A 22,572-nucleotide genomic window follows, 5' to 3' on the forward strand; every position below is an offset into this window, starting at 1 on the left:
AAAAAATTATGGCGCCCGAAGCAATTTTGTGAAAATATTGTGGACAAAATCCCGCCCTGTCCGGCGGCCTTGTAAACGGCAAAAACCCCCGGCAGGCGGCGCGGAGCCCGTCTCCCGGAGGGTGTCTATTATAGTTTCAAGCTGACGATCAGCATAACAGCCAGCGTTAGCGTCATGAAGCCGGCCGTCGCGGCTACATAGCCGCCGATGCGGGCCGGGGCGGCCGCCCCTGTCCCTTGCCCGTTTTCGGCGTTCAGCCGCTTTTTCAACCTGCTGCCAAGGATACCAGTCAGAATGACCGCGAGCAGGATGACCATCCCGCCGCCTTTTTCCATGACCTGCAGCCACAGCGGCTTGCTCTCCGCAGGAATATTCATTTGGACGATCATGACGACGCCCGAGATCAGAACGACAATCGCGCTGGGATGGGCGATTGTGCTGATCACGCGAAGCGTTTTGCGGGCCAAGGCGCGCAGCTCCACGGAGCCGGGTGTTTGGTTAAGCAGCGGCAGCATGACGACCGCCGTCAGGCCCGAGCCGAGCCATAGGGACAAGCCGGTCAGGTGCAAAAACAACAGAAAGCCGAACATAAGGAATACCTCCTTCAAATGATTTATTGTCTTCTAGGACGAGTGAACCTGCGAGTTCTTCGCACTCGACGGCTTGCGCTTCCTGGTCAGCACCAGAATCGAGGGCAGCAGCAGCCCTCGGACGAGGAACGTATCGATCAGGATCCCGATCGTCATCGTCAGACCGAACAGAAACAGCTCCTGCAGCGGCTGGGTCATCAGAACTCCGAAGGTCGCCGCGAGGATGAGGCCTGCGGAGGAGATCACCCCGCCCGTTAACGACACGCCACGGCTGACCGCTTCGCTCCACCCCGTCTTGCGCGCCTCTTCCTTCACCCGGGAGACGAGCATAATGTTATAATCGACGCCCAGCGCGACCAGGAAGACGAACGTATAGACCGGCAGGCGGTAGCTGATCGCGTCATAGCCAAGCAGGCTATGTGCAATTCCCCAGCCGAGCCCCATCGTGGCCGCGTAAGACAGCAGAATCGTGAGCATCATGTAGACCGGCATCAGCAAGGAGCGGGTCTGAAGCCCGAGCATAGCGGTAATCAGCAAACCGATCAGCGAAAACAGGACAAGCGTATCCCGCTCGTTCATCGCTCTGACATCGAGCTGCTGCGCGGTTTGGCCGGCAAAATGCAGCGAATCGCGCAGCGGATCGAAGCCGCTGTCCTTCAGCATCGTCTCGCTATTCCCCCGCCATGCGTTCAGCGCGTCCAGCGCCGCGGGATCGTACGGGTTGCCCTTCACAAGCAGTTGAAGCCGGACGGACTGCTTATCCTGCGACAACATGGTCGCGGGCCATTCACCACGCACGGTGTCCGGTTTGGGCTCCACCGATTCGACGCCCGTCTGCTTGGCGAGCAAGCCGGTCAGCGAGGCTAGCTTCTCCCGGAACTGCGGCTCCTCCTCCGTCAGCGGACGATCGGACTGCAGGATGACCGTAACCGGCGCCAATTGCCCCGGCGGATACGACTGCTCCAGAAGCTCGAACCCTTCCCGGGAGGACGCCGTATCCGGGAACGACTTCAGCAGATTGAACGAATACTTCATGCCGCTGATATTTAACGAAGCGAACAGCAGCAGCACGGTGAGAATGCCCGCCGTCATGCCGGGGCGTCTGGCGACCAGCGAGCCTGCCTTGGCCCACAGTCCTGGAGGCCGGGTATCCCGCTCTTCCAGCTTCGGCACGAAGGGCCAGAACGCTTTGCGCCCGACCAGCGTGAAGACGGCCGGAATCAGCGTCAGTCCGCTTAGCAGAATGACCACCATGGCCGCAGCAAATACCGGCGCAAAATAGTGGTAGGGCTTAAAGACGGCCGCGAACAGTACAAGCACCGCAACGAGCACCGTTCCGCCACTGAACAGAATGGGCTCCGCCACCTGATTCATCGCCAGACGCATGGCGTCGTGCTTCGAGCCGACCTTGCCAAGCTGCTCCCGGTAACGGGAGAACACGAACAAGCAGTAGTCCGTTAAGACCGCGAACAGCAAAATCATCATAATGGACAGCGCCTGCTTATCCACGACGAGCCAGCCGTTCTTGGCGGACAGCCCCAATACCCGGTCCACGGCCTCGTATACGACGCCCGAGATGACCAGCGGAAGCACCGCGAGCAGCGGCGAACGGTAAATGAGAAGCAAAATGACGAGAATTAGCCCGACCGTCGCGAGCATGAGCACGAAATCGGCATTTTTGAACAGCGCTATCGTATCTGCGGCAATACCGGCCGGCCCCGTCATTTCAAGCTGCAGCTCCCCGAGGCCGATCTTCCCGGCCTGCTCCCGGATTTGCTTCAATGTATCGTAGATCCGGTCCGACTCCAGCCCCTTCTCCAGCGTTACGTTCAGGAGCAGCGTTCTGCGGTCCTCCGAGAACAGCCGGTCCTGCGCCGCTTCGGGAAGCCGGTGGAACGGCAACGCTCCGGTGACGTGCTGCGGCTTACTGTCGGAGGCGAGCCATTCGCTGAGCTGGAAAATTTTGGACCGCTCCTCCGCGGTCATCGCCTGCTTCCCGTGCAGCACCAGCAGGGCGGTTAAGCCGTCGGCGGACGGAAACTGCTCGTCCATAATCTGCTGGGCCGCCGCAGACGGCGTATTTTCTTTGACGCTTCCTTCTCCGCTGCTGATGGCGAATTTTTTGGCGGACGGCGCCGCCGCGGCCAGCACAACGACAAGCAGAAGCCAACCGGCGACGATGCTTTTGGCCCCTTTGGGGCTGCTTACCCACGAGGAAAATGTATGCAAAGCGCGAAGCATGTTTTCAATTCAACCTCCTGTCTTCGATCTCACTTCGGATTCTAGGACAGAAATATGAATGGAAGATGAATGAGAGATTACGATTATAAGCGGGGCAGACGGACGGTGAATTCCGTTCCTTCGGAGACGCGGCTGTGCACGTCGATCGTACCTTCGTGGAGTTCGACGATTCTCTTGGTAATGGCGAGCCCCAGACCGCTGCCGGAGCGGGAACGGGTTCTTGCTTTGTCCGCTTTGTAGAAGCGGCCGAAAATATGGGGCAGCTCGGACTCAGGAATACCCATACCGGTATCGGAAACCCGAACGACGATTTCCTCCTCTACCACAACGCCGATGGTCAGCACGTCGCCGGAATCCGAAAATTTGATGGCGTTCGTTATCAAATTAAGCCATACCTGATGCAGCAGCTCACGGTCGGCACGGACGACGATCTCCGGAAGATTCAGCTCGACGCCGATGCCTTTTTCCATCCACTGCCACTCCGTCACGAGCACCGCCTGCCGAAGCTGCTCGTCCAAGCGGAAGCTCGTTCTCTTGAGAACGCCCGTTTCTTTGTCCAAGGCGGCGAGCATCAGCAACTGCTTGCTGAGTGATGAAAGCCGTCTGCTCTCCTCCTCGATAATGTGCAAATACCGCTGCGCTATTTCGGGCGGCAATTCCCCCGACTGGATCGCTTGGGCAAAGCCCTGGATTGACGTTAACGGGGACTGGATTTCATGGGAGACGTTGGCGACAAACTCCTGCCGCATGCTGTCGAGCTGGCGGAGCGCTTCGGCCATATGCGCGAAGTGGCGCGCCAGGTTGCCGATTTCGTCGGCGCGCGCAACGTCGAGCCCGATCTCGTAATTTCCTCCGACAATGCGGGTAGTCGCCTCCGTCAACGCTTTGACTGGCTTGACGATATACCGCGTGCAGACGACGATGAGCAGCATGCTGAATGCAAACGTCGCCGCAAGCAGCACCGCCATGAGCAGGCGGACCTCCCCGATCTGCTGCTCCAGGGCCGGCCGCAAAAACAGCGCGTGCCGTTCTCCCCGGATATCGAGCGGGATGCCGACCGTGTTGCGCAGGCTGCTTTCAAAAAAGCCCGTAATCGTCAGCAGGCGGGGCTCCTCCGTGATGCCGCGGTAGATTTCGCCGTCCAGCACGCGGCGGATTTGATCCGGCGCGCTCTGCGTATGCCGGAACGGCTCGCCGTAGAAGACGCCCTGCCCTTTGCCGTCCGCAAGGTACATTTGAAAGCCCAACTGGGCGATGCTGCGAAAATAGCCGTCCGGATCGGTATCCGGCATCCGCTCGAACAGCGTCCGGATTTCTCTGGCGACTTTCATGATCTTCTGTTCGTTATATTCCCGGATTTGAGTCCGGTAGTACACGTTAGCCACCAGCAGGGCAAACACGCCGCTAACCATGGCGATCAAAATATACGTTGCGACGATCCGCACATACAGCGTCTTCATTCGCCTTGCACCTCTAGCTTATACCCCAAGCCGCGCACCGTCGTGATGAAAAAATCGTCTGTCACCGGAGAAAACCGCTCCCGCAGCCGTTTCACATGAACGTCGATGGTCCGGCTGTCACCTTCGAAGTCGGGGCCCCAGATAAGCTGCACCAACTGCTCCCGGGTAAAGATGCGCCCCGGATAGCTGGCCAGTTGGCACAGCAGCTCGAATTCTTTGAGCGGGAGCGTCATCGTTCGGTCGCCAACCCGGATCTCATAGCTGCTGCGGTCAATAACCGTTTCGTTTAACCGGATTTTCGCCGACGACACCATCTGGTATCGCCTCAGCAGCGCCTTGATCCGAAACAGTAGCTCCTTCGGCTCGAACGGCTTCACGACGTAATCATCGGTTCCCGACAAGAAGCCTTTTTCCTTGTCCTCGACCTCGCCTTTGGCCGTAAGAAGTATGACGGGAATGTCATAGTGGGCACGAATGTCGTGGCACAGCTCCCAGCCGTCCTTACCGGGCATCATAATGTCTACGACCGCCAGATGGATCTGCTCGCGCTCCATCAGCTCCGCGGCGGCCAGCCCGTTGTCCGCTTCGTAGACGACATAGCCTTCCCGGCTTAGAAAAAAGCGGAGCAGCTCGCGAATATGCGCGTCGTCATCCGCCACCAGTATATGTACTCTCAAGTCAATTCACCTGCCGCTAGGAAATACGTTCCGTCAATCCGCCAATCGCTGCGAATCGTTTGACGGATCGTTTCACTCTCATCATGCCCGATTTACCCTTCGTTTTCAAACGAGAGGTTATCCGCCCGGAAAATAAAAATCGGAGCCCGGAAAGGGGAGCTCCGATCAAGAATAACCTGGACTTGGAGGAATGCCGGGCGTCAACTTTACAATCGCGCTTTTCTTTGTTGGATAAGCAATGGTATAGACAGTAATAATAACGCAATCCCGACGGCCAAATACCGGCCTTTCCCCTCATACGAAAGGACAAGGACAAGCTCCCGCCAAGTTGAGGGGCCGGAATTGACACAACCATGACAGTAAGGATAAGTAAATATAAAGGGCAGTATTCCAATAAACATAACAATGGTTCCGAAAAGCAGCAATACAACAGAAAGTTTTTTCATCATTAAGCCCCCTGTCTTCATTCCATTTTATCACAACAATTGAAACCGTTTCATTCTTCAGACAAAAAAAGGCTCGACCCGCTTCCACGGCTCAAGCCCATTCCTTTCTACATCACATCGACTGTATTCGCTTTCAACTCCGGTGCGTATGAAGCTTCCTCCGTCCCGCGATAATTCGATAGAAATTGTTTATGTCTGCTTGATTGAACTAAAAAAACGAGCTCGGACCAACCTCGTGATCCAAGCCCACTTATCATGTTACCCATTCGCCGGCTGCTTCCCGCGGAGGCGGGGCGACGGTTCGCGGTCCGTTTCCGCCGCTTCCTGCGGCTTCGGTCCTTGGCCGCCGCTTCCGGTGCGCAGCGGAATTTCCTTCAAGAAGAACGTCAGCACAAGCGCGACCACCAGCAGCGCAGCCCCCGCCAAAAACACATTGGCCAGCGAATAACTGAGCGCCTCGCGGAGCGAATCGATCATCCGGCCGAACACCGTCTGCAGCTCCGGCGGCAGGGTTGCCTGAATCTGCGCCAGCTTCGGCTGATCGAGCAGCATCTGCGGATTATGGAACGCGGCGAGCTTCTCGGCCACCTTCGGATCGAGTTTGCTCAAGTCGACGCCCCGTCCGCTGGCCAGGATTTCCTGCAGCTTGTTCGTCATGCCCGTCGACATAATCGTCCCCATGACGGCAATGCCGATCGTGCCGCCCAAGTTACGGAACAGCTGCGAGGAAGCCGTGGCGACGCCAAGATCTTTCGGCGATACGGCGTTCTGAACGGTCAAGGAAAAGACCGGCATCCCCAGCCCGAGGCCGAAGCCGAACACGATCATGCTGAGCACCGTCACCGAGATCGTATTCATGTAATGCATGATCATCATCCCGATGACCATTATGATAATGCCGATAATCGCGATCCGCTTGTATTTGCCCGTCTTCGTGATCAACTGCCCACTGATCGCACTAGTGGCGACCATCCCGATGGACATCGGCATCGTCACATAACCGGAATAGGTCGGCGAGATCCCCATCACGCCCTGGACGAAGAACGGCGTATACATGAGCGCTCCCATCATCCCGGCGTTCATAATAAACCCGATGACGTTCGAGATCGTCACAATTCCGTTTTTGAACAGCGAGAGCGGCAGCACCGGACTTTTCACCCGGCTCTCCACCCAAATGAAAATAACCAACGCCACCAATGTACAAGCGAACAAACCGACAATTTGCGATGATCCCCAAGCATATTTCGTGCCGGCCCACGAGAACGCGAGCAGCATCGGCACGATCGTCAACGTGAGGAACAGCGAGCCGAAATAATCGATCGATTCCGACGGCTTGCGCTCCACCTTCGGGAACATCGTCAGAATCATAATGAAAGCGACAATGCCAAGAGGAAGAAAAATCCAAAATACCCAGTGCCACTCCATATGGTCGACGATATATCCTCCAAGCGCAGGACCGACGACGCTCGCGAATCCGAACACCGACATCATGATCCCGGACCATTTCCCCCGCTCGCGGGGAGCGAACAAGTCGCCGACAGCCGTAAAGGCCGTGGCCATAATAATCCCGGCGCCCACCCCCTGAACGCCCCGGTACGTAATCAGCTGAAAAATATCCCCGGACGTCCCCGCCATGAACGCGCCGATCATAAATAAGACGATCCCCGTTAAAATAAACGGCTTCCGTCCGTAAATGTCGGACAGCTTGCCGACCAGCACCGTTGCGATCGTTGAGGTAAGCAAATAAATCGTGATGACCCATGTATAGTAGTCCATTCCGCCGAGCTTGGCGATAATCCGCGGCAGAGCCGTTCCGACGATCGTCTGGTTAATGGCCGAAAAGAACATCGCCGCAATAATGGCGATCATAATCGTGATCTTGCGTTTATACGATAAATGTTCCACGTTACCTTCTTACTCCTCTCCCAAATGTTCCATGTTGTTCAGCATCCGGTTAAAGAATCGGAGATGCTCCCGGATCTCCTCCTCCGACAAACCGGCGAACAACGATTCAACCAGCTCTGTCTGCTGCTCTCCAAGCTGCCTTAGCTCGCTCAAGCCCCTTTCCGTCATTTCCAGATACACGACCCGCCGGTCGTCTTCTCCCCGATACCGCTTAGCATACCCCTTCTCTACCAATTTATCGGCCTTGGCGGTAATCGCCCCAGATGTCAGCTCCAGCGCCTCGGCCAAGTCGGATACCTTCTGCGGCCCTCCGCGCAGCTGCCGGAGCACCATAAACTGAGCCATCGAAAGCGACTTGTCGATATGCCTGCTCCAGAGGAACGACATTTCTTTGACGACCTTCCGGAACGTGCGGGCCAGTTCGGTTTTTAATTGATGCTCCTCGTTCATGAAAATCACTCCTTTCGTGTGCAAAAGGTGCCTCCCAAGGAAGGTGTTTTCAAAGTAAAACCATTAAAACACAAAATAATTTACTAATAAACAATTAAAGTATTTACTCATTATACACTAAAGGCAATCGTTTGTGAAATATTTTTGCCTCGACAACTGCTCCGATGCCCGCTCAAACTTGACGCTTTCCTCCGAATTTATACGTTTATCCATTGCGCGGTACAGGCAGCCGAATACACTGGAGATAGAATCCAAACCGATACCCTCACGAATGGGAGGAACGCGTGTGGCTCAACGAACCTTCAAAACCAGATATCGGCTCCTTGCCCGCCGTTACGGACTGCAAATCAAGCGAATCATCCCGTACCATTCGCTTTACAAACGCAATGCCGCTTACCGTGCAACCACCGATCGGGGCGACTTCCTGTTGAAGCCGTTTTGCCCTAGCCGTATTCTGCGCCAGCGCACCCCCAAGCAGCAAATTGAGCGCATTTCCTCTCACATCCGCACGTTGCAGGAAGCCGCTTACCCTCACCTGCCGAAGTGGTTGACAACGTCATCCGGCCGTTACTGGACCAGCTATCGAGGCAAACCATATTATTTTACGGAATGGATTAAAGGCTGGGAGCTTCAAAACGACGTACAAGACTATGATACCCTCGGAAAAGCATTGGCCAGGCTTCATAATGTCACCCCAAACTCCCGTTTGCCGATGTCTTGCTTTACGTTACAGGAAGCCGCTGTCCTGAAGCGGCAGGATGCCTTGTTTCGGCGGCAGCTCGTGCGGTTTAAACGTCGAGGCCTATGGTTTAGAAAGCATGGGGCCGAGTGCATCGCCTTGGCGGACGAAGCCTGGAGGATCATGGAGACACCGGAAATACAGCGACTGCTCTTGATGGAACATGAGCATCCCGCTCTCATTCACGGCGATGTTACTTTTCCGAACGTCATTATCCGGCCCGACAGGCTGTTCCTGATTGACTGGGACCGGGTCAGGATGGGCTCGATTTATCAGGAAGTCGCAAGAACGCTGCTGAATACTACGCTTTTCGAGCCGCTGCTTATGGAAGCGCTGCTGCGCGGATACGAACAATTCAAACCGCTGCGGCCGGAAGAACGTCTGCTCATTAGCGCCTTGTTCCGGCTGCCGCGCGAGGCTTGGTCATCCGCAAAGGGCATAGCGCTTGGCCGCAGTCGAAACGTGAGCCGCTTGGTGACAAGAACGTGGGGCCGGCGTTTGAACGCTGTCGTCTGGATGGAGGGTTGGGCCGGGGCAGCGTCCCCTGAAGGGACGGGGATAAACAAAGAAGGCGAACCGCCTGCGATGTGAGTCGCTGCGGTTCGCCTTTAGTTTGAATCGGATTAATAGCCGACGGTAAACCGTTTGCGGGAGAAGCGCGGACGCTCCGCCTCATCCAGCATAGCAACGGCGTAGTCTTCGGCCGAGATGCGGCTGTTCCCCTCGGCATCCGTGACGAGCCGGTCTTCTTCCGTACGGTATTGGCCCGTTCTCTCTCCCGGTTGAATCAATGCGGCCGGGCTCAGGTTCGTCCAATCGAGATCAGAACGACGGTATACCTCCAGCGCATCTCGATGCGCCAATGCAATTCCCTTCCATTCCGCAGGGAATTCAGGCGTATCGACCAGTTGCACGCCCGGAGCCACTTCCAGACTTCCCGCGCCTCCGACGGTCATCAGACGGCTAACGCCGGCCTTTTTCGCCGCATCGACCAACGCTTGGGCAGCCTGAGCCAGCTTCTCCTCTTGGCCGTGCGTTGGACCATAAGCGCTAATCACGATGTCGTGACCGGCTGCCGCCGCGGCGACACTATCCGCGTTCGAAACGTCTCCCGTTACAACGTTCAAGTTCTCGTTCTGCTTCGTCACACGAGACGGATCGCGCACGATGGCCGTCACTTGATGCCCCCGGCTCAAGGCTTCCTCCAATATCCGCTGTCCGATCGTTCCCGTTGCTCCAACCAATGCAATTTTCATCGTCAATCCATCCTTTCGTCTTATAAAATGTTATGGTGATTAAATGTTATCGAGGTTAATCGCATTCTCCATCCACGGTGCAGGACAGCCCTTCGGCGGCCTTGCCGGCTTGGCCGGCCAGCTCCTCGGCGATCACCTGCTCCAGCGTCTCCCGGTTCGCTACACCTCTCAGCACCTTGTTGCCGATAAAAAACGTAGGGACGGCCGTAATGCCCGCTTCCCGGTAAGCATGGTTCAGCGCTTGCTGATGAGCTTCCTTGTATTTCCGCGTTTCCAGCGCTTCCCGGTACTCGGCGGCATCCAGTCCGATCTCGCCAGCCAGCTTCGCCAGCACGTCCGGGTCCCCGATATTTTGCTCCTCCTGGAAGAAGGCCCGGAACAACCGGTGGTTGTACTCGTTTCCTTTGCCATGCTCCTTGGCGTATTGATACCCTTCGAACGCAAGGTGCGTGTAAGGATGCGGGGAAACCCGCGGCAGCTTCATATCGATCCCCATCTGCTGCGCATAAGGAGCGATGGATTGCTGGAACATCCTCAATTTCGGCGGATCGTTCCATGGGTCCAGCGGCTCGGTCGGGCTTGGGCGCAGCTCGAAGGGCATCCATTCCACCTCGACGTCCTTGCCCTGCACGGCCTGCTCCAGCGGTCCTTCTGCCAGAAAACAGAAGGGGCAAACGTAGTCCGAATACACTTGAATTTTGACGGTCATTTTCAATTCACCTCCTTAATAAAGTCGTCCGAGTTTCTTCTTCCCATTCACATGTAACCAAAATAGTTACAGGTTACGGCAAAAAAAAGGGTTACCGGTCACCCCGCACCAAATCGAATACAATCTGGTCCAGCGTAACTTTCGCCAACTCGTTCTCCATGGCCGACTCCGCCCGTTTGAAGACGGTGTCCAGCGTGCCTTGAATATTTTGCCCGACAGGGCATTTCGGATTCGGCTTATCGTGCGCCGCGAACAGCTCCCCCGGGGGATCGTTCTGTACGGCGCGGTACACTTCCAAAAGGTCAATCTCCTGGGGCGGACGGGTCAGCGATGCGCCGCCGACGCCGGGACTCGTATGCACCAGCCCGGCCTTGCCCAGCAGACCGATCACACGCCGGATCACCACCGGATTCGTGTTGACGCTGCCCGCGATAAATTCCGACGTATTGCGGCCTTCTTTATTAATATCGAGGAGAGCCAAGATGTGAATCGCTACGGCAAAACGACTGCTGATCGACAATTCATATCCTCTCCTCTCCGTTAATTCCACCACCTGTAACCATTGTAGTTACAATCATTCCTTTTGTCAACCCGTAAAAGAAAATGAAGAGTAGGTCCTCTCCCAACAATCCGCGCATGGGAGCGAAAACAAACAAAGCACCGACCGTTTGTCCTTGGTCCGTGCTTATGTTATTAGGCCTCACCGTCCGTTCACGGCTTCTTCCCGTCGCGTCCGATCCGGTATTCATAGTTGTCCTTGCACAATTGCAGCAAATCGTATTTCAAACCGCGCTTGGGTGTCGTAATCTTGATCGCCCGGCCTCCCGTTCGCCGCAATACGGCACGAACCGAACCGGGATCGCTCACTTTGTTGACGATGAGCTCGTCCGGTCCCTCGGTTTCCCCGTAACGGCTGACCAGAAAACGGTCGCAGGCGATCTCGCCGTAAGCGCGCTCCAGTTCGTGCATCTGAAAATCCCGAAGCATGCCCTCCTGCACCTTGGCAATCAGCACCTGCTCCTCGCCGAAATACAGCACATCCTGATGGATCGAGCCTTCCCGGTCGACGATCTGCTTCTCCGGCATTTCCTCCAAAATGCGCAGATGGCGAAGCATGCTGCCCGCTTTCTCGAATTCCAGACGTTCGGCATACTCGCTCATCTTGACGCGCATCGCGGCGATCAGGTTCTCCCCTTGGTTCAAAAGCAGACCGGCCGCCTGTTGCGCCGTCTCCCGGTAAGCCTCCTCCGTGATTTTCCCCTCGCATACGCCGCTGCACTTGCCAAGGTGATAGAGCAGACAGACGCGCTTCGGCATCTTGTCGCACGTCCTCAGCTTATAATGCTCCGTGACAAATTCGAGCACGGCATCGCGGAAGCGGGCGCTCCGGTAAGGGCCGAAGCGGTGTTCCTTGCCCAGGGCAGCAGCCCGGCCTTCACCACTTGCGGTCCGCAGCCTGCGGTCGCGGTAATATTCGGTCAGCCGCGGAAACCGCTCGTCCGTCATCTGCAAGTAAGCATACCCGCTGTTATCCCGCTTGAGCGCCCGGTTGTATGGGGGCTTATGGATTTTGATCAAATTGTTCTCCAGCAGCAGACTTTCCGACTCGTTGTTGACCAGCACCACTTCAATGGACGCGATGTCCTGCACCATTTGACGAATGCCTCTGCGCTGATCCCGATTTTGGAAATACGAGCGCAAACGGCTGCGCAAATTTTTGGCTTTGCCGACGTAAAGGATACGGCCTTCGGCATTTTTCATGATGTAGCAGCCCGGGCGTTCCGGATATTCGCCCGCTTCGAATTGAAATGGCATCGCAAACTTCCCCTTTTTCTTGCAGTTCCGCGCAAGGCTCCCCCCGCACAGTTCCTTTAGAGGCTTTTGTCCATTTTAACCTGCTCCACAGCGACCGTAAACCCTCCCGCCGTCAAAACCTCCGCGCAGACAGACGTCTTCGACAAGTTAAACGCACGCTTCCGCAGCGCATCGGCTCCGGCAAACACTTCCGAGCACAAGAGCCGGACGATTCCGCCCGCATCCGTGACGTCCGGGCTCGTTACACATTGGTACAAGAGCGTCGAGACATGCTCGCCGGATGCATCGTATGCCCGCTTGACCAGCGCATAGCCGACGGGGCGGCCTTCCGAGTCGGATGCAATAACCGTATGCCCGTCCTTCAAGCTCTGCCAGCCCGTCTGCCAAGCCGAGTTGGCGTTGTAGAAAGGAAGCCGCGCCGCCTCATGCGGCCCGGTCCAGCGGACCGTATAATCCCCGTGCGGAAGCTCTCCCGGCTGCCAAGCCTCCGCCGATTCCAGCAGCACCAATTGATCGGTTACCTCGTAGCCCATTTTCCGGTATAAGGCAATCGCCTTTTCGTTCTGTTTGAACGCTTCGAGCGTCGCCAGCGATACGTCTTCCTCCCGGTACAGCCGGATGGACGCTTCCAGCAGCTGCCTGGCGACGCCATGCCTGCGGTGCGACACAGCGACGGCTGTTCCTCCGTTCCAGGCCGTTTTGACGCCGTTCATCGTACGGATGCCGTTCAGAATGATTCCTACCGGCTCGTCCCCGTCAAACGCGACAAAGGAATAGTCCGCCGACAAGCTTTCAGCCACCATTCGCGCCAAGAACGCATCGACCGTCATGACGATCTGAACATAGTAATCCTCGAACCCTTTGTTCCAAACCTCTATAGCTTGATTCAACGTACATTCGGACAGCCGCTTCACCGTAAGCTCCATTGCCGATTCCCCCATTACGTATGAAATTAGGCGGAACATGACGTTCCCCTCCCTATTCCTAGATTCTCATACAGATTCCGGAATTGCAAGATGCTGGAATTTCCTTTCCCCTCAAGGGAACAGCAAAGCCATTCCCCGCGTCTATTCCATGTGCGCACAACACATCAACGCATAGGAGACTACACATGAAAAGGTTTATTTTAAGTATCGCTATCCTCTTGGGTGTCCTTTCCCTTCTGCTTTTGCTGATCGTAACCAAGGTATCCGACATCAAAATGGTCGGGCAGTCGCGGCAACCGGAAGCCGAAATCCATTATGAAAATAAAGTGATCGTTCTGCTGTATCATGACGTCCAAGAACCGGATGCGGCTGGCATGCCCCGCCTCTTGACGGTCACGCCACACCAGTTCGAAGCTCATCTGAAGGCTCTGAAAGACCACAGCTATCAGGTCATCAGCATGGAGGAATACGTCCGCTTCGCCCGGCAAGGGAAACCGGTTCCTCCAAATGCCGTCGTCCTCACATTTGATGACGGATACGAATCGTTTTATACCCGCGCCTATCCAATTCTGCAAAAGCACGGCGTTCCCGCATCCAATTTCGTGATCGGAGCGCCGACGGATACGAGAGATCCCAAAAAGGGACAGTATTTGACATGGAACCAGATGCGCGAGCTGATTCTGGCCGGGCATGGCATTTACAGCCATACCTACGATTCGCACTGCATGGTCGATACAGCTCCGGAAGGTCCGGAGCAGCCGGCCTTGACACATCCCGCCTATTTGGCACAATCGAAACGGCCAGAATCGGCCGAAGAGTTCCGCAAGCGGATTCGCAGCGATTTGACCTTGATGAACGAGCGGCTCCGCACCGAGCTTGGCGACCGTTCGAAGCTGCTCGCTTTTCCGTACGGGGCGTACAATAAAGAAACGCTTCAAGCGGCGGAGGAAGCAGGCATCGAGCTGCTGTTCACCACCCGCGAAGGCATTAATACCGCCGCAGACCGGCTGGTGCACCGGATCGACGCAGGCGAGCCGTATATAACCGCGGACGCCTTGATCGCAACGATAAGAAAGTACCACCGAACGAATGAAAGCAATCTTTAAAAATAAGGAAGATGTCCGGAAGCCGGCAGTAAAAGTCTTCACCTTGCCGGCGGCCGGCACATTCGCTTTTATTGAAGTTTCCCCGTGTTTGAACGGTGGTCATGACACGTTCCCCCTCTCTGCCCCCTTGATTCTCATTCAAATCATTTGAACCGCCCTCCGCCTTCGTTCGCCTATATCATGTGCGCACACCACTTCAAGCTTAGGAGGCACGCATGAGAAGGCTTATCCCGGGCCTCGCCTTTCTGCTGCTCTTGCTGACCGGGGTCACGCTGACCGGACAGACGCTGCAGTCGGAGGTCGAAGTCCATTATCAAAATAAAGTTATCGTTCTGCTTTACCACGATGTCCAAGAACCGGAGGCGGCCGGATTTCCGCAACCCTCAACGGTTTCAACCATCCAATTCGACGCTCATCTGAAAGCTTTGAAGGACCACGGCTACCAGATCATCGGCATGGAAGACTACGTCCGCTTCGCCCTGCAAGGAAAACCCGTCCCCGCCAACGCCGTCGTCCTCACCTTCGATGACGGATACGAATCGTTCTATACCCGTGCGTATCCGCTTCTGCAAAAGCACGGCGTTCCCGCATCCAACTTTATGATCGGAGCGCTGTCGGATACATATCATCCCGATGCGGAGCCGCATCTGACGTGGGACCAAATGCGGGAGCTGGTCCGGGCGGGATACGGCATTTACAGCCATACCTACGACTCGCACCGCATGCTCCATACCGCCCCCGGCGGCCAGCCGCAGCCGGCCTTGACCCATCCCGCCTATCTGACCCAGCGTAATCGGACCGAGTCGGACGAGGAATACCACAGGCGCATTCGCAGCGACTTGACGTTTATGAACGAGCGGCTCCGCGCCGAGCTTGGCAATCATTCGAAGTTGCTTGCTTTTCCGTACGGGGCGTACAATGAAGAGACGCTTCAAACGGCGGAGGAAGCAGGCATTGGGCTGCTGTTTACGATTAAGGAAGGCATCAATACCGCCGCGGACCGGCTGGTGTACCGGATCAATGCGGGCGAGCTGTACATGACGGCCGACGCCTTGATCGCGACGATAAGCAAGTATCATTAAAGAAGGATCAAAATTTTTTTGCGGAATCAATGAACCGAAGCACCGTTTCGTTCGCCTATAAGGTAGAGGAAGTCAGGAAGGTGACGTAAATGGATCAGGAAAAGCTATATATGAAGCAGTGCAGGAACGGAGATAAAGAAGCTTTTTTCAAGCTGGTCGAGCCGTTGTTAGGCCGCGTCTACAGCACGTCGGTCGCGATACTGCGTTCCTCGCATCTGGCGGAGGATGCGGTACAGAATGCGTTGCTCGAAGCGTATCAAGCCATAATGAACGGCAAAAATATTCGCAATTTCAAGAGCTGGTTCAATCATTTGACCGCCTGCCGCGCGCTCGATCTGGCCAGGCAGCGTTCGAAATTGGCCAGCCGGACCGGCGATCTGGAAGAGATTGAAGTCCCGGACGAGCAAGCCTCCCCGATCGACTCGCTCATCCGCAAGGAAGCGGGCCACGAGCTGTTGGAATCGGTGATGTCGCTGGACATCAACCACCGGACGGTCGTCATTTTGTACTATTATCAGGAGCTGTCACTTGACGAAATCGCCGATGTGCTCGACGTAAAGAAGGGCACGATCAAATCGCGGCTGCATGCCGCCCGCTTGAAATTGAACGAAAAAATGATGCAACCTAAACCAAAGCAGGTGATGGAATGTTAAAATCGGTACGCGATAAACAAGTCAAAGAAGAGCTCACCCAATCGCTTCAAGAGCTTCCTGTCCCGGCATCGCTGCTTCAATTTGCCAAGGACGTTCCGGACATAGCGAAATCGATGCCTGCCATCCCGGCCCGCAGGCCGCTCCGGCAGCGCAGAAGGAAGGCGCGCTTCACCATTGCCGCGGCCTGTGCCTTGGCCGTAGTCGCTTCGGTCGGCGCCGCGCAGGTTTCCCCGACGTTCGCCAATATGGTAAAGGGCCTTCCGGGCTTTTCCGGCGTGTTAGGCTGGCTGGATGAAGTACGGAGCTATGACGGCGTCCGCAATGCGCGCTCCTATGGTTATGAACCCGCCGAGCCCGTCGTGAAGCAGTTCGGCGACGTCACCATCGGCATCAGCGATGTTTATTTGACCGGCGATAAGCTTTCCTACAAAACGTTCGTCAAATCCGACGAGATTAAGAAAAACGCGTTCAAACGGGATAACGGCGGTTGGGATGCGGACTGGAGAAACACAACGGAGTATTTGTTCCATATCGTTGACTTTAAAGAAATTAGAGGCGGAGGCAGCGGGGGCATCATTATGTCCGACGATTCAACCAAGGAGCCTATTTATGCCGGAACTCACAGCTTCACCCTGACGCCGCAGCAAGTCCAAGATTTTATGAATAAGAACCCGAAGGAACTGCGGTTCAGCGTATCCAAAGTTCAACCGGGACAACAGAACGCGGAGTTCTTGTTCGAGATCAGCGTGCCGTTCGATAAGTCGCAATGGCGTGAAGACCTAGTTGTTCCGCTTCATCAACAGGTTGAGGTGGCCGGGGACCCGGATCTTCCGTCGTTTGCCTTGGATCAGGTCAAGATTACGCCTACGAATACGCAACTTGATGTGAAGATCCAGCAGGGCGCAAACCACTATTTGGAGTTTAGGCAGACTGGCGATTATGAGCGTAAATTCGACCCTTATCTTACCGACGATAAGGGGAACAAATACCCGTTACATGTGGATAGTCCGCAGAAAATGTATGATAGCCTTGCTCGGCCTGGCGATTGGGACGGCAACAAGATGGAGTTCATGTCTTCGCCCTATTTCGACCCGTCCGTGAAGCGGCTAACCTTGCACCTGAACGGCTTCGAGCTTACCGAAAAAACGCCGAGCGCCTCATTCACGCTCTCGCCCGGCGAAAAGCTGCCGAAAACGGTACGCTTTAAGGATAAACAATTTACGATCGTCGGGACCTCTTATAAAAAGGGTTACCTGTGGCTCAAAATCAAGAAGGATCGTCCGGAAGACGTCCGCTTGGGCATCCAGTTCGGCATTCCTCAGGACCTCAACAAAGCTTATCAGGAGAAAATCCAGAACACCCCGGAATTGTATGAATTGTATGAACCGCATCCCGGCGTTGCGCTAATCGACGGGGTGCCGCGGTCCGAGCGGCCGGAGGACGACTATTTTGAAGCAGGCATCATGACACCCGAGCAGGACTCTTACGAAATTACGATGCTCCGTAACGTCAACCCGATCCCGCTGCAAAAAGAGATCACGTTTGAAATCAGAAAGTAGCAGTTTTAACCTTGCCGATACTCGGCACCATCGCTTTTATTGAAGCTTCCCCGTGTTTTGAACGCGTTCATGACGGAATCACACCGGCATGATGCGGTCAAGGCACGGGGTGTTTTTTTGGGGGATAGGAACCGATAGACTTTATTGAAGCTACTCTGGTAGTGTATAAATCACATCAAACGGATTCTTACCCTCGAAAAATTCTGTGTAAAGCTTCATAGTTCGTTCCGGAGCCCGGGCTGGCCTGAGCAATAAATAGTATTAACCTCACTGGTTACTCCCCCGCCAGAAGCCACAAAAACATAATATGATTTTAATTAAAGTACATAAAAACTTACTTTTAAACTTTTAATTTTTCTGTTAATACGCTTATCATTATCCGTATAAATTCTTTATTTCGGTCTTCATCGTAATAAATTTCTGCTGTTTCTATATTTACTTTTCTCAAATATTCCCAGTCCCCCAATTCTTTTATAAAATTCACTTCTGCTAATAATTTTTCTACTTCCTTCTTCTCTTCATACTCGATAAAATTATTAATTGCCATCTCAAGTTCATTCCATCTGTAACTTATATTAAAATAACCTGAAATGAACCATTTATAGGTATCTAAATTTTTGCTCTCACTCATTCTTTTTTGTCCTTTACTTTATTTTTGGGAATGCAGTGTCAATTCTAAATCCAAGCTTTTGTGTTGTATCTTTAAACAAGTACATGGTAGACTCTTTTATTCCCTTTACTTTAGTTATTGAAGATGGCCTTATTCCAAATCCTAGATCATATCCATGGAAATGGTCTAGTTGCAAATTCCTCGACGCTCCTTTATCAAACCAATCTTTAATCTTACGTGCGTTATTTGGATTAGATAAGGATTCCCTTATTGCTTTAAGAGCAGTGGCTTCGTCAAAAAATGTAGTACAAGCTTTATAATTATCGTTAGCAATTTCTTTTATTTCCTCAAAAGTTTTGCCTATGTGGTCCCTATAAGCATGACCAGTTCTTGAAAGCAACATATCCTTTATGTCTTGATCTGCTAATTCACAAAAATCACCTTTTAGACCAAAAACGTCTACCCAAGCGTTTGGATCATGGACATACCCATACAAACGCAACCCACCAGCTAACCCAATTGGGTCCTGCTGCGTGTAAATTCCTTCATGCGGCGCGTAATAGCGGAAGCGATTGTAGTATAGCCCTGTCTCTTCATCCTCGTACTGTCCGGGATACCGGAAAGGACAAGCACTGCTCTCACCTTCAAGCTTAAGACGTGGAACTTTCCCGTAGATGTCCAGTTCACACGACCATACCTTTTTCCCCGTATCGTCATACATCTCAATAGGCGTGCCTAGATTGTCGGTTATGATGCTGTAAGACCCTTCCGGCGTAATCTTCGCGGCAGGATGAAACGTTCCATCTTCGAATATCCACGTGATCAGGCCCTCAGGGCAAAGCACTTGTCCCGGCTGCTGCGTTACCTTCGGCTGCTCGCCGTCGTCCCATTCCGCTCCGTTTTCAAATTGAGGCTTCTCCGCCTTCCACTCATGCAGGATCGTATTACCATCCCACACATAACAGTGTATCATGCCGTTAAAATGCTTCCCAATCCGCCTACCAAGACTATCATACGTAAACGTAACTTCCTGCCCGTCCGGCCGTATGACTTTGCTCATCATATTGTTGCCATAGTACTGATAACGCCAATGCGTGCCGTTCGGATCTATTTTCTCCGTGAGATTTCCCTCTTCATCGTAGCTGTACTTCGTCCCATTGAACTCCAGCAGTTGCCCGCCCGCGCCGTACGTCCGGTCCGTTTTTTGACCGCTGCTGTACAGGTTACCAACATTGTCGGCCATACGGAAGATTTTGCCGAAATCGTTCGTAGCCCCGATCAAAGTTCCAAAATCGTCGTATCCGTACTGCGTTTTCTTCCCTGTCAGTTCATTGAGCACGGACTTTAGACGGTTATTGACATCCCACGTATACTTTCGTTTGCGGGTTTCACGTCCACCTGCGTTCACACTGTGCCGTTCAGGTCTTCCTGCAATATCATACTGCCAACTACTGATTACGCCGCCGGGCAACAACCTCTCGATTTCCTGCCCAAGCTCATCGTATTTCACCTGCGCCGCCCACGACACACCGCCTGCCTGAGCCGCGTCGCCTCCGCGCTGTTGCTGCGCCTGCATCTGGCTTATTTGTCCCAGAACGTCACGCTCCATCGTCACGTGAGCGCCAAGACCGCTACTTACTTCTGTACGGTTACCCAATTCATCGTATTGGCTGGTCACCCAGTACGTATCCCGCCATTCCTTTATCACGCGACCGGCCCGGTCATATTCCAGCTTCACCGTCGCAAAAGGATTGGCTGTCTCCAGTATATCCCCGACACGGTTATACCTAAACGTCTCCACCAGACCGTCGCTGTATTCCACCTGCGTTACGCGTCCCATAACGTCATGGCTGTAGGCCGTCCATCGTCCGCCCGGCCGCTCTACCTTCCGAAGCAGACCTGCGGGGCTTCGCACGTATTGACGCACGATTCCGTCAAAGCCCGTTTCGCGTATGATGCTTCCGTTCGCATCGCGCTCCAGCACATACCGCTCGCCTCGCTCATTGATGACTTCGGTCAGTTCTTCTTCCTTGTTATAACTCAACTGGACACGTTTACCCCGTTCTTCACGCCAGGTCAGCTTCCCAAGCGGGGTATACCCGAACGCTACACGGTGCTGGTTATCTTCTGCGAGGATCACTTCGTCGTAAGCGTTATACTTTAGCTTAATTACATTACCATCCGGCAACTCTGCGCGGACCACCCGGCCCAGCACATCGTATACGAAAACTTGCTTCGCTCCCAGCGGGTCTGTCATCTGCACACATTCCCCACGGTGGTTATACGTCCACTTCCCGCTTGTCCCGTCGGGCAGCGTGATCTGGATCAGGTTATCCTGCTCGTCATAATCAAGCTTCGTTACTGCGCCTTGCAGATTACGCACTTGACTCATCCGATGACGCTCGTCATAGGCAAAGAAAGTCGCTGTCCCATCGGCCCCGACAATCTCCTGCATCCGCCCAAGTTCGTCATACTGCCATGCCTGGTTACCACCTTCCGGGTCCATCACCTGCTCCAGCCTTCCGTCTTCACGGTAGGCAAATTTCCATACGCCCTCATCCGGATGTACTTCCTCGATGATACGTCCATACTCGTCGTATTCATATCGCGTGACCCGGTCTTCCTCATCCGTTACACTTAAGAGCTCTCCTAACTCGCTGTACTCGTAGTGAACGACACCGCCTAGCGCATCGACCATCCGAGTACAATAATACTCCGGGGTATAGACGTACGTTGTCGTATACCCTTGACTGTTAGTCAATTCATTCCAGCCGTCGTGATACACGATGCGCCCCTCCAGAAGTCCGTCGTCCCCATAGGTATGAATACATCGCGCTCCCGTAGTCGGACCGTCATAATGCCAGTGAAAGGTGTTCCCGTTCCGGTCTGTCATTTTTACCAATAAATGCTGATCGTAACTTAAATAAGTTGTCTTACCCAAAGCATCCGTTACCGCAATAAGGTCGCCTGCCTCGTTGTACCGGTACTGCACTAGCACCTCGCGTTGTTCACCACGGTAGACATGAGTCGCTTTCGTCATGCGCCCGGATTCATCCGTCTGGATATCTAGCCTCCGGCCCACACTATCAGTTACTTGTTGCAAGTAACCGCGGCCATCGTAAGTCAGCGCTATGGAATGTCCCCATTCCTGCCCGATACGCTCCAGACGGAAGTGGGATTCCATCCCTATCCGTTTCCCGAAATAATACGTTAGACGGCTTTCTTCCTCGAAAAGCGCATACCCGGTTCCATTCCGGCGCAAAACCATCCGCTCTTTCGGATTTCGCGTTTCCATCAGGCCTCGATGTAAACGTTCAAACCCCGCCACCCGACCGTCCGCAAGCAGTACACCGATGCAGTCGTCCAATACTTCCAGCCGCATATCCAGAGTATGATGCACGCCATGGCCAAGTAACCCCCGATGACTGCTGTCGCTGATCCAGCGCCGATCCCAACGGAGCGGTAGTGGCCCCGGAAATTCGAAATCGGTCGTAGCACTCATCATCCGTCCCGTGATCAAATCTACCGGCTCGCAGCCCCATTTGCAGAGCCTGTCCTTCAGTCCCTTTGTGCCTGGAATTTTGGTTAGCACCTTGTGATTGATCCACGTAAGCGCCTTCTTCGCCCCGGATTTCTCCAGCGCTTTCTGGAGCAGCGCCTTGCCCTTCTCCGCCAGCTTCTGCTGCATATCCTGCAGCTTCTTCTGCAGCAGCTCCCGCAGCTCCTCGGCCTCCTGCTTCAGCTTCCGGGCTCCCGTCATCACCTTGTTCAGCGTGTTCTTCCCGAACTGAACCGCCTTCTTAGCCGCGGCACGTCCGATCTTTCCGGCCATCTTGCTGCCTGCCTTGGCCGCCGCTTTGGCTGCGACCTTGGCAACGCCTTTGGCCGCCAGCTTCGCTGCGCCGAACGCCGCGCCTCCGATCGGCAGCATCGAGCCGATGGACAAGGCCGCGCCAAGGAAGTCTCCGCGGCAAATGCTCACGACTGCGCTTGCCGCTCCCGCAATGATGCCAAGACCCGGCACCATGCTGAGCACATCCAGCGCCGTTCCCAGCTTCTCCAGGAAGCTGTCCTTCTCCTTGTCGCTCTTGGCCTGCTCCGCTTCCGGGTTGCTCAGCGCCTCGAACGACTGCCGCTCGCTGCCCGTCATCATGACCTGCTGGCCCGTCACGTCGGTCATGTCGGTCAGCATCATGCTGCTTTTGCCGCCTGCGATCCAGAACTCTTCCTGAGCCTCCGCCCGGAACGTTTTCAGCTCGCTAAACGATAGTTCCTGCTCCGCCATCAGCACGAGGTCTTTATCGCTCTGCAGCGTGATCCCGTCTTCTTCGCCGATGGTGATGAACAG

At 54.6% G+C, this 22,572-nt stretch carries 18 protein-coding genes; 5 read left to right on the forward strand and 13 right to left on the reverse strand.

Features of this window, described 5'->3' with window-relative positions; genetic code table 11:
- Positions 1-128 precede the first annotated feature (128 nt).
- The 6 genes from QMG93_RS22600 to QMG93_RS22625 all read right to left on the reverse strand — a co-directional run bounded on the left by QMG93_RS22600 (position 129) and on the right by QMG93_RS22625 (position 7,793).
- A complete protein-coding gene (locus QMG93_RS22600; protein WP_281940480.1) occupies positions 129-590 on the reverse strand; it encodes a hypothetical protein in 462 nt (153 codons plus the stop codon).
- 33 nt (positions 591-623) lie between these two features.
- Entirely contained in the window at positions 624-2,831 is a 2,208-nt protein-coding gene (locus tag QMG93_RS22605) for an MMPL family transporter (protein WP_281940482.1), read from the reverse strand.
- Between the two features lie 83 nt (positions 2,832-2,914).
- Entirely contained in the window at positions 2,915-4,291 is a 1,377-nt protein-coding gene (locus QMG93_RS22610; protein ID WP_281940485.1) for a sensor histidine kinase, read from the reverse strand.
- Complete coding sequence (locus QMG93_RS22615; RefSeq protein WP_281940487.1) at positions 4,288-4,968, reverse strand: response regulator transcription factor; 681 nt, start codon at positions 4,966-4,968, stop codon at positions 4,288-4,290. Before QMG93_RS22615 ends, QMG93_RS22610 begins: the two co-directional genes overlap by 4 nt.
- Before the next feature lie 704 nt (positions 4,969-5,672).
- Positions 5,673-7,319: an MDR family MFS transporter gene (locus tag QMG93_RS22620; protein WP_281940490.1), complete on the reverse strand. Its 1,647-nt coding sequence runs from the start codon at positions 7,317-7,319 to the stop codon at positions 5,673-5,675.
- 9 nt (positions 7,320-7,328) lie between these two features.
- Entirely contained in the window at positions 7,329-7,793 is a 465-nt protein-coding gene (locus QMG93_RS22625) for a MarR family winged helix-turn-helix transcriptional regulator (protein ID WP_281940492.1), read from the reverse strand.
- A gap of 262 nt (positions 7,794-8,055) precedes the next feature.
- Between QMG93_RS22625 and QMG93_RS22630 the strand changes: the two genes are divergently transcribed.
- Entirely contained in the window at positions 8,056-9,099 is a 1,044-nt protein-coding gene (locus QMG93_RS22630; protein ID WP_281940494.1) for a phosphotransferase, read from the forward strand.
- Positions 9,100-9,131: 32 nt separating this feature from the next.
- Here QMG93_RS22630 and QMG93_RS22635 read toward each other — a convergent pair whose 3' ends face one another.
- From QMG93_RS22635 to QMG93_RS22655, 5 genes are all read right to left on the reverse strand, one after another.
- Positions 9,132-9,764 carry an NAD(P)-dependent oxidoreductase gene (locus QMG93_RS22635; protein ID WP_281940496.1) on the reverse strand — a complete coding sequence of 211 codons (633 nt, stop codon included), beginning with the start codon at positions 9,762-9,764 and terminating at the stop codon, positions 9,132-9,134.
- A gap of 55 nt (positions 9,765-9,819) precedes the next feature.
- Positions 9,820-10,473, reverse strand: coding sequence for a DsbA family protein (locus QMG93_RS22640; RefSeq protein ID WP_281940498.1), 654 nt, complete (start codon positions 10,471-10,473; stop codon positions 9,820-9,822).
- 91 nt (positions 10,474-10,564) lie between these two features.
- Entirely contained in the window at positions 10,565-10,993 is a 429-nt protein-coding gene (locus QMG93_RS22645) for an Rrf2 family transcriptional regulator (RefSeq protein WP_281940500.1), read from the reverse strand.
- A gap of 191 nt (positions 10,994-11,184) precedes the next feature.
- Positions 11,185-12,288: a GIY-YIG nuclease family protein gene (locus QMG93_RS22650; protein WP_281940502.1), complete on the reverse strand. Its 1,104-nt coding sequence runs from the start codon at positions 12,286-12,288 to the stop codon at positions 11,185-11,187.
- A 56-nt stretch (positions 12,289-12,344) separates the two neighbouring features.
- Complete coding sequence (locus QMG93_RS22655) at positions 12,345-13,253, reverse strand: GNAT family N-acetyltransferase (RefSeq protein WP_281940504.1); 909 nt, start codon at positions 13,251-13,253, stop codon at positions 12,345-12,347.
- A gap of 146 nt (positions 13,254-13,399) precedes the next feature.
- On the opposite strand from QMG93_RS22655, the gene QMG93_RS22660 reads away from it, so the two are divergent.
- The 4 genes from QMG93_RS22660 (at position 13,400) to QMG93_RS22675 (ending at position 17,614) form a co-directional block, all read left to right on the forward strand.
- Positions 13,400-14,320, forward strand: coding sequence for a polysaccharide deacetylase family protein (locus QMG93_RS22660; protein WP_281940507.1), 921 nt, complete (start codon positions 13,400-13,402; stop codon positions 14,318-14,320).
- Positions 14,321-14,535: 215 nt separating this feature from the next.
- On the forward strand, positions 14,536-15,402 hold the full coding sequence (locus tag QMG93_RS22665; protein ID WP_281940509.1) for a polysaccharide deacetylase family protein: 867 nt from the start codon (positions 14,536-14,538) through the stop codon (positions 15,400-15,402).
- Positions 15,403-15,491: 89 nt separating this feature from the next.
- Positions 15,492-16,055, forward strand: a complete 564-nt coding sequence (locus QMG93_RS22670; protein ID WP_281940511.1) for an RNA polymerase sigma factor — start codon at positions 15,492-15,494, stop codon at positions 16,053-16,055.
- Entirely contained in the window at positions 16,049-17,614 is a 1,566-nt protein-coding gene (locus QMG93_RS22675) for a hypothetical protein (RefSeq protein WP_281940513.1), read from the forward strand. The genes QMG93_RS22670 and QMG93_RS22675 overlap by 7 nt, the downstream gene beginning before the upstream one ends.
- A 340-nt stretch (positions 17,615-17,954) precedes the next feature.
- Here the strand turns inward: QMG93_RS22675 and QMG93_RS22680 are convergent, their stop codons facing one another.
- Both QMG93_RS22680 and QMG93_RS22685 read right to left on the reverse strand, forming a co-directional pair.
- On the reverse strand, positions 17,955-18,245 hold the full coding sequence (locus tag QMG93_RS22680) for a hypothetical protein (RefSeq protein WP_281940515.1): 291 nt from the start codon (positions 18,243-18,245) through the stop codon (positions 17,955-17,957).
- 13 nt (positions 18,246-18,258) lie between these two features.
- The coding region (locus tag QMG93_RS22685) for a DUF6531 domain-containing protein (RefSeq protein ID WP_281940517.1) at positions 18,259-22,572 on the reverse strand (4,314 nt) is incomplete at its 5' end.

The organism is Paenibacillus tyrphae, from assembly GCF_027925525.1.
Lineage (GTDB): Bacteria > Bacillota > Bacilli > Paenibacillales > NBRC-103111 > Paenibacillus_G > Paenibacillus_G tyrfis_B.

What these genes read in the sequence shown, in the direction of transcription:
- QMG93_RS22600 (WP_281940480.1), bottom strand. Translation starts at nt 590, where the DNA reads ATGTTCGGCTTTCTGTTGTTTTTGCACCTGACCGGCTTGTCCCTATGG.
- QMG93_RS22605 (WP_281940482.1), bottom strand. Translation starts at nt 2,831, where the DNA reads ATGCTTCGCGCTTTGCATACATTTTCCTCGTGGGTAAGCAGCCCCAAA.
- QMG93_RS22610 (WP_281940485.1), bottom strand. Translation starts at nt 4,291, where the DNA reads ATGAAGACGCTGTATGTGCGGATCGTCGCAACGTATATTTTGATCGCC.
- QMG93_RS22635 (WP_281940496.1), bottom strand. Translation starts at nt 9,764, where the DNA reads ATGAAAATTGCATTGGTTGGAGCAACGGGAACGATCGGACAGCGGATA.
- QMG93_RS22640 (WP_281940498.1), bottom strand. Translation starts at nt 10,473, where the DNA reads ATGACCGTCAAAATTCAAGTGTATTCGGACTACGTTTGCCCCTTCTGT.
- QMG93_RS22650 (WP_281940502.1), bottom strand. Translation starts at nt 12,288, where the DNA reads ATGCCATTTCAATTCGAAGCGGGCGAATATCCGGAACGCCCGGGCTGC.
- QMG93_RS22655 (WP_281940504.1), bottom strand. Translation starts at nt 13,253, where the DNA reads ATGTTCCGCCTAATTTCATACGTAATGGGGGAATCGGCAATGGAGCTT.
- QMG93_RS22660 (WP_281940507.1), top strand. Translation starts at nt 13,400, where the DNA reads ATGAAAAGGTTTATTTTAAGTATCGCTATCCTCTTGGGTGTCCTTTCC.
- QMG93_RS22665 (WP_281940509.1), top strand. Translation starts at nt 14,536, where the DNA reads ATGAGAAGGCTTATCCCGGGCCTCGCCTTTCTGCTGCTCTTGCTGACC.
- QMG93_RS22670 (WP_281940511.1), top strand. Translation starts at nt 15,492, where the DNA reads ATGGATCAGGAAAAGCTATATATGAAGCAGTGCAGGAACGGAGATAAA.
- QMG93_RS22675 (WP_281940513.1), top strand. Translation starts at nt 16,049, where the DNA reads ATGTTAAAATCGGTACGCGATAAACAAGTCAAAGAAGAGCTCACCCAA.
- QMG93_RS22680 (WP_281940515.1), bottom strand. Translation starts at nt 18,245, where the DNA reads ATGAGTGAGAGCAAAAATTTAGATACCTATAAATGGTTCATTTCAGGT.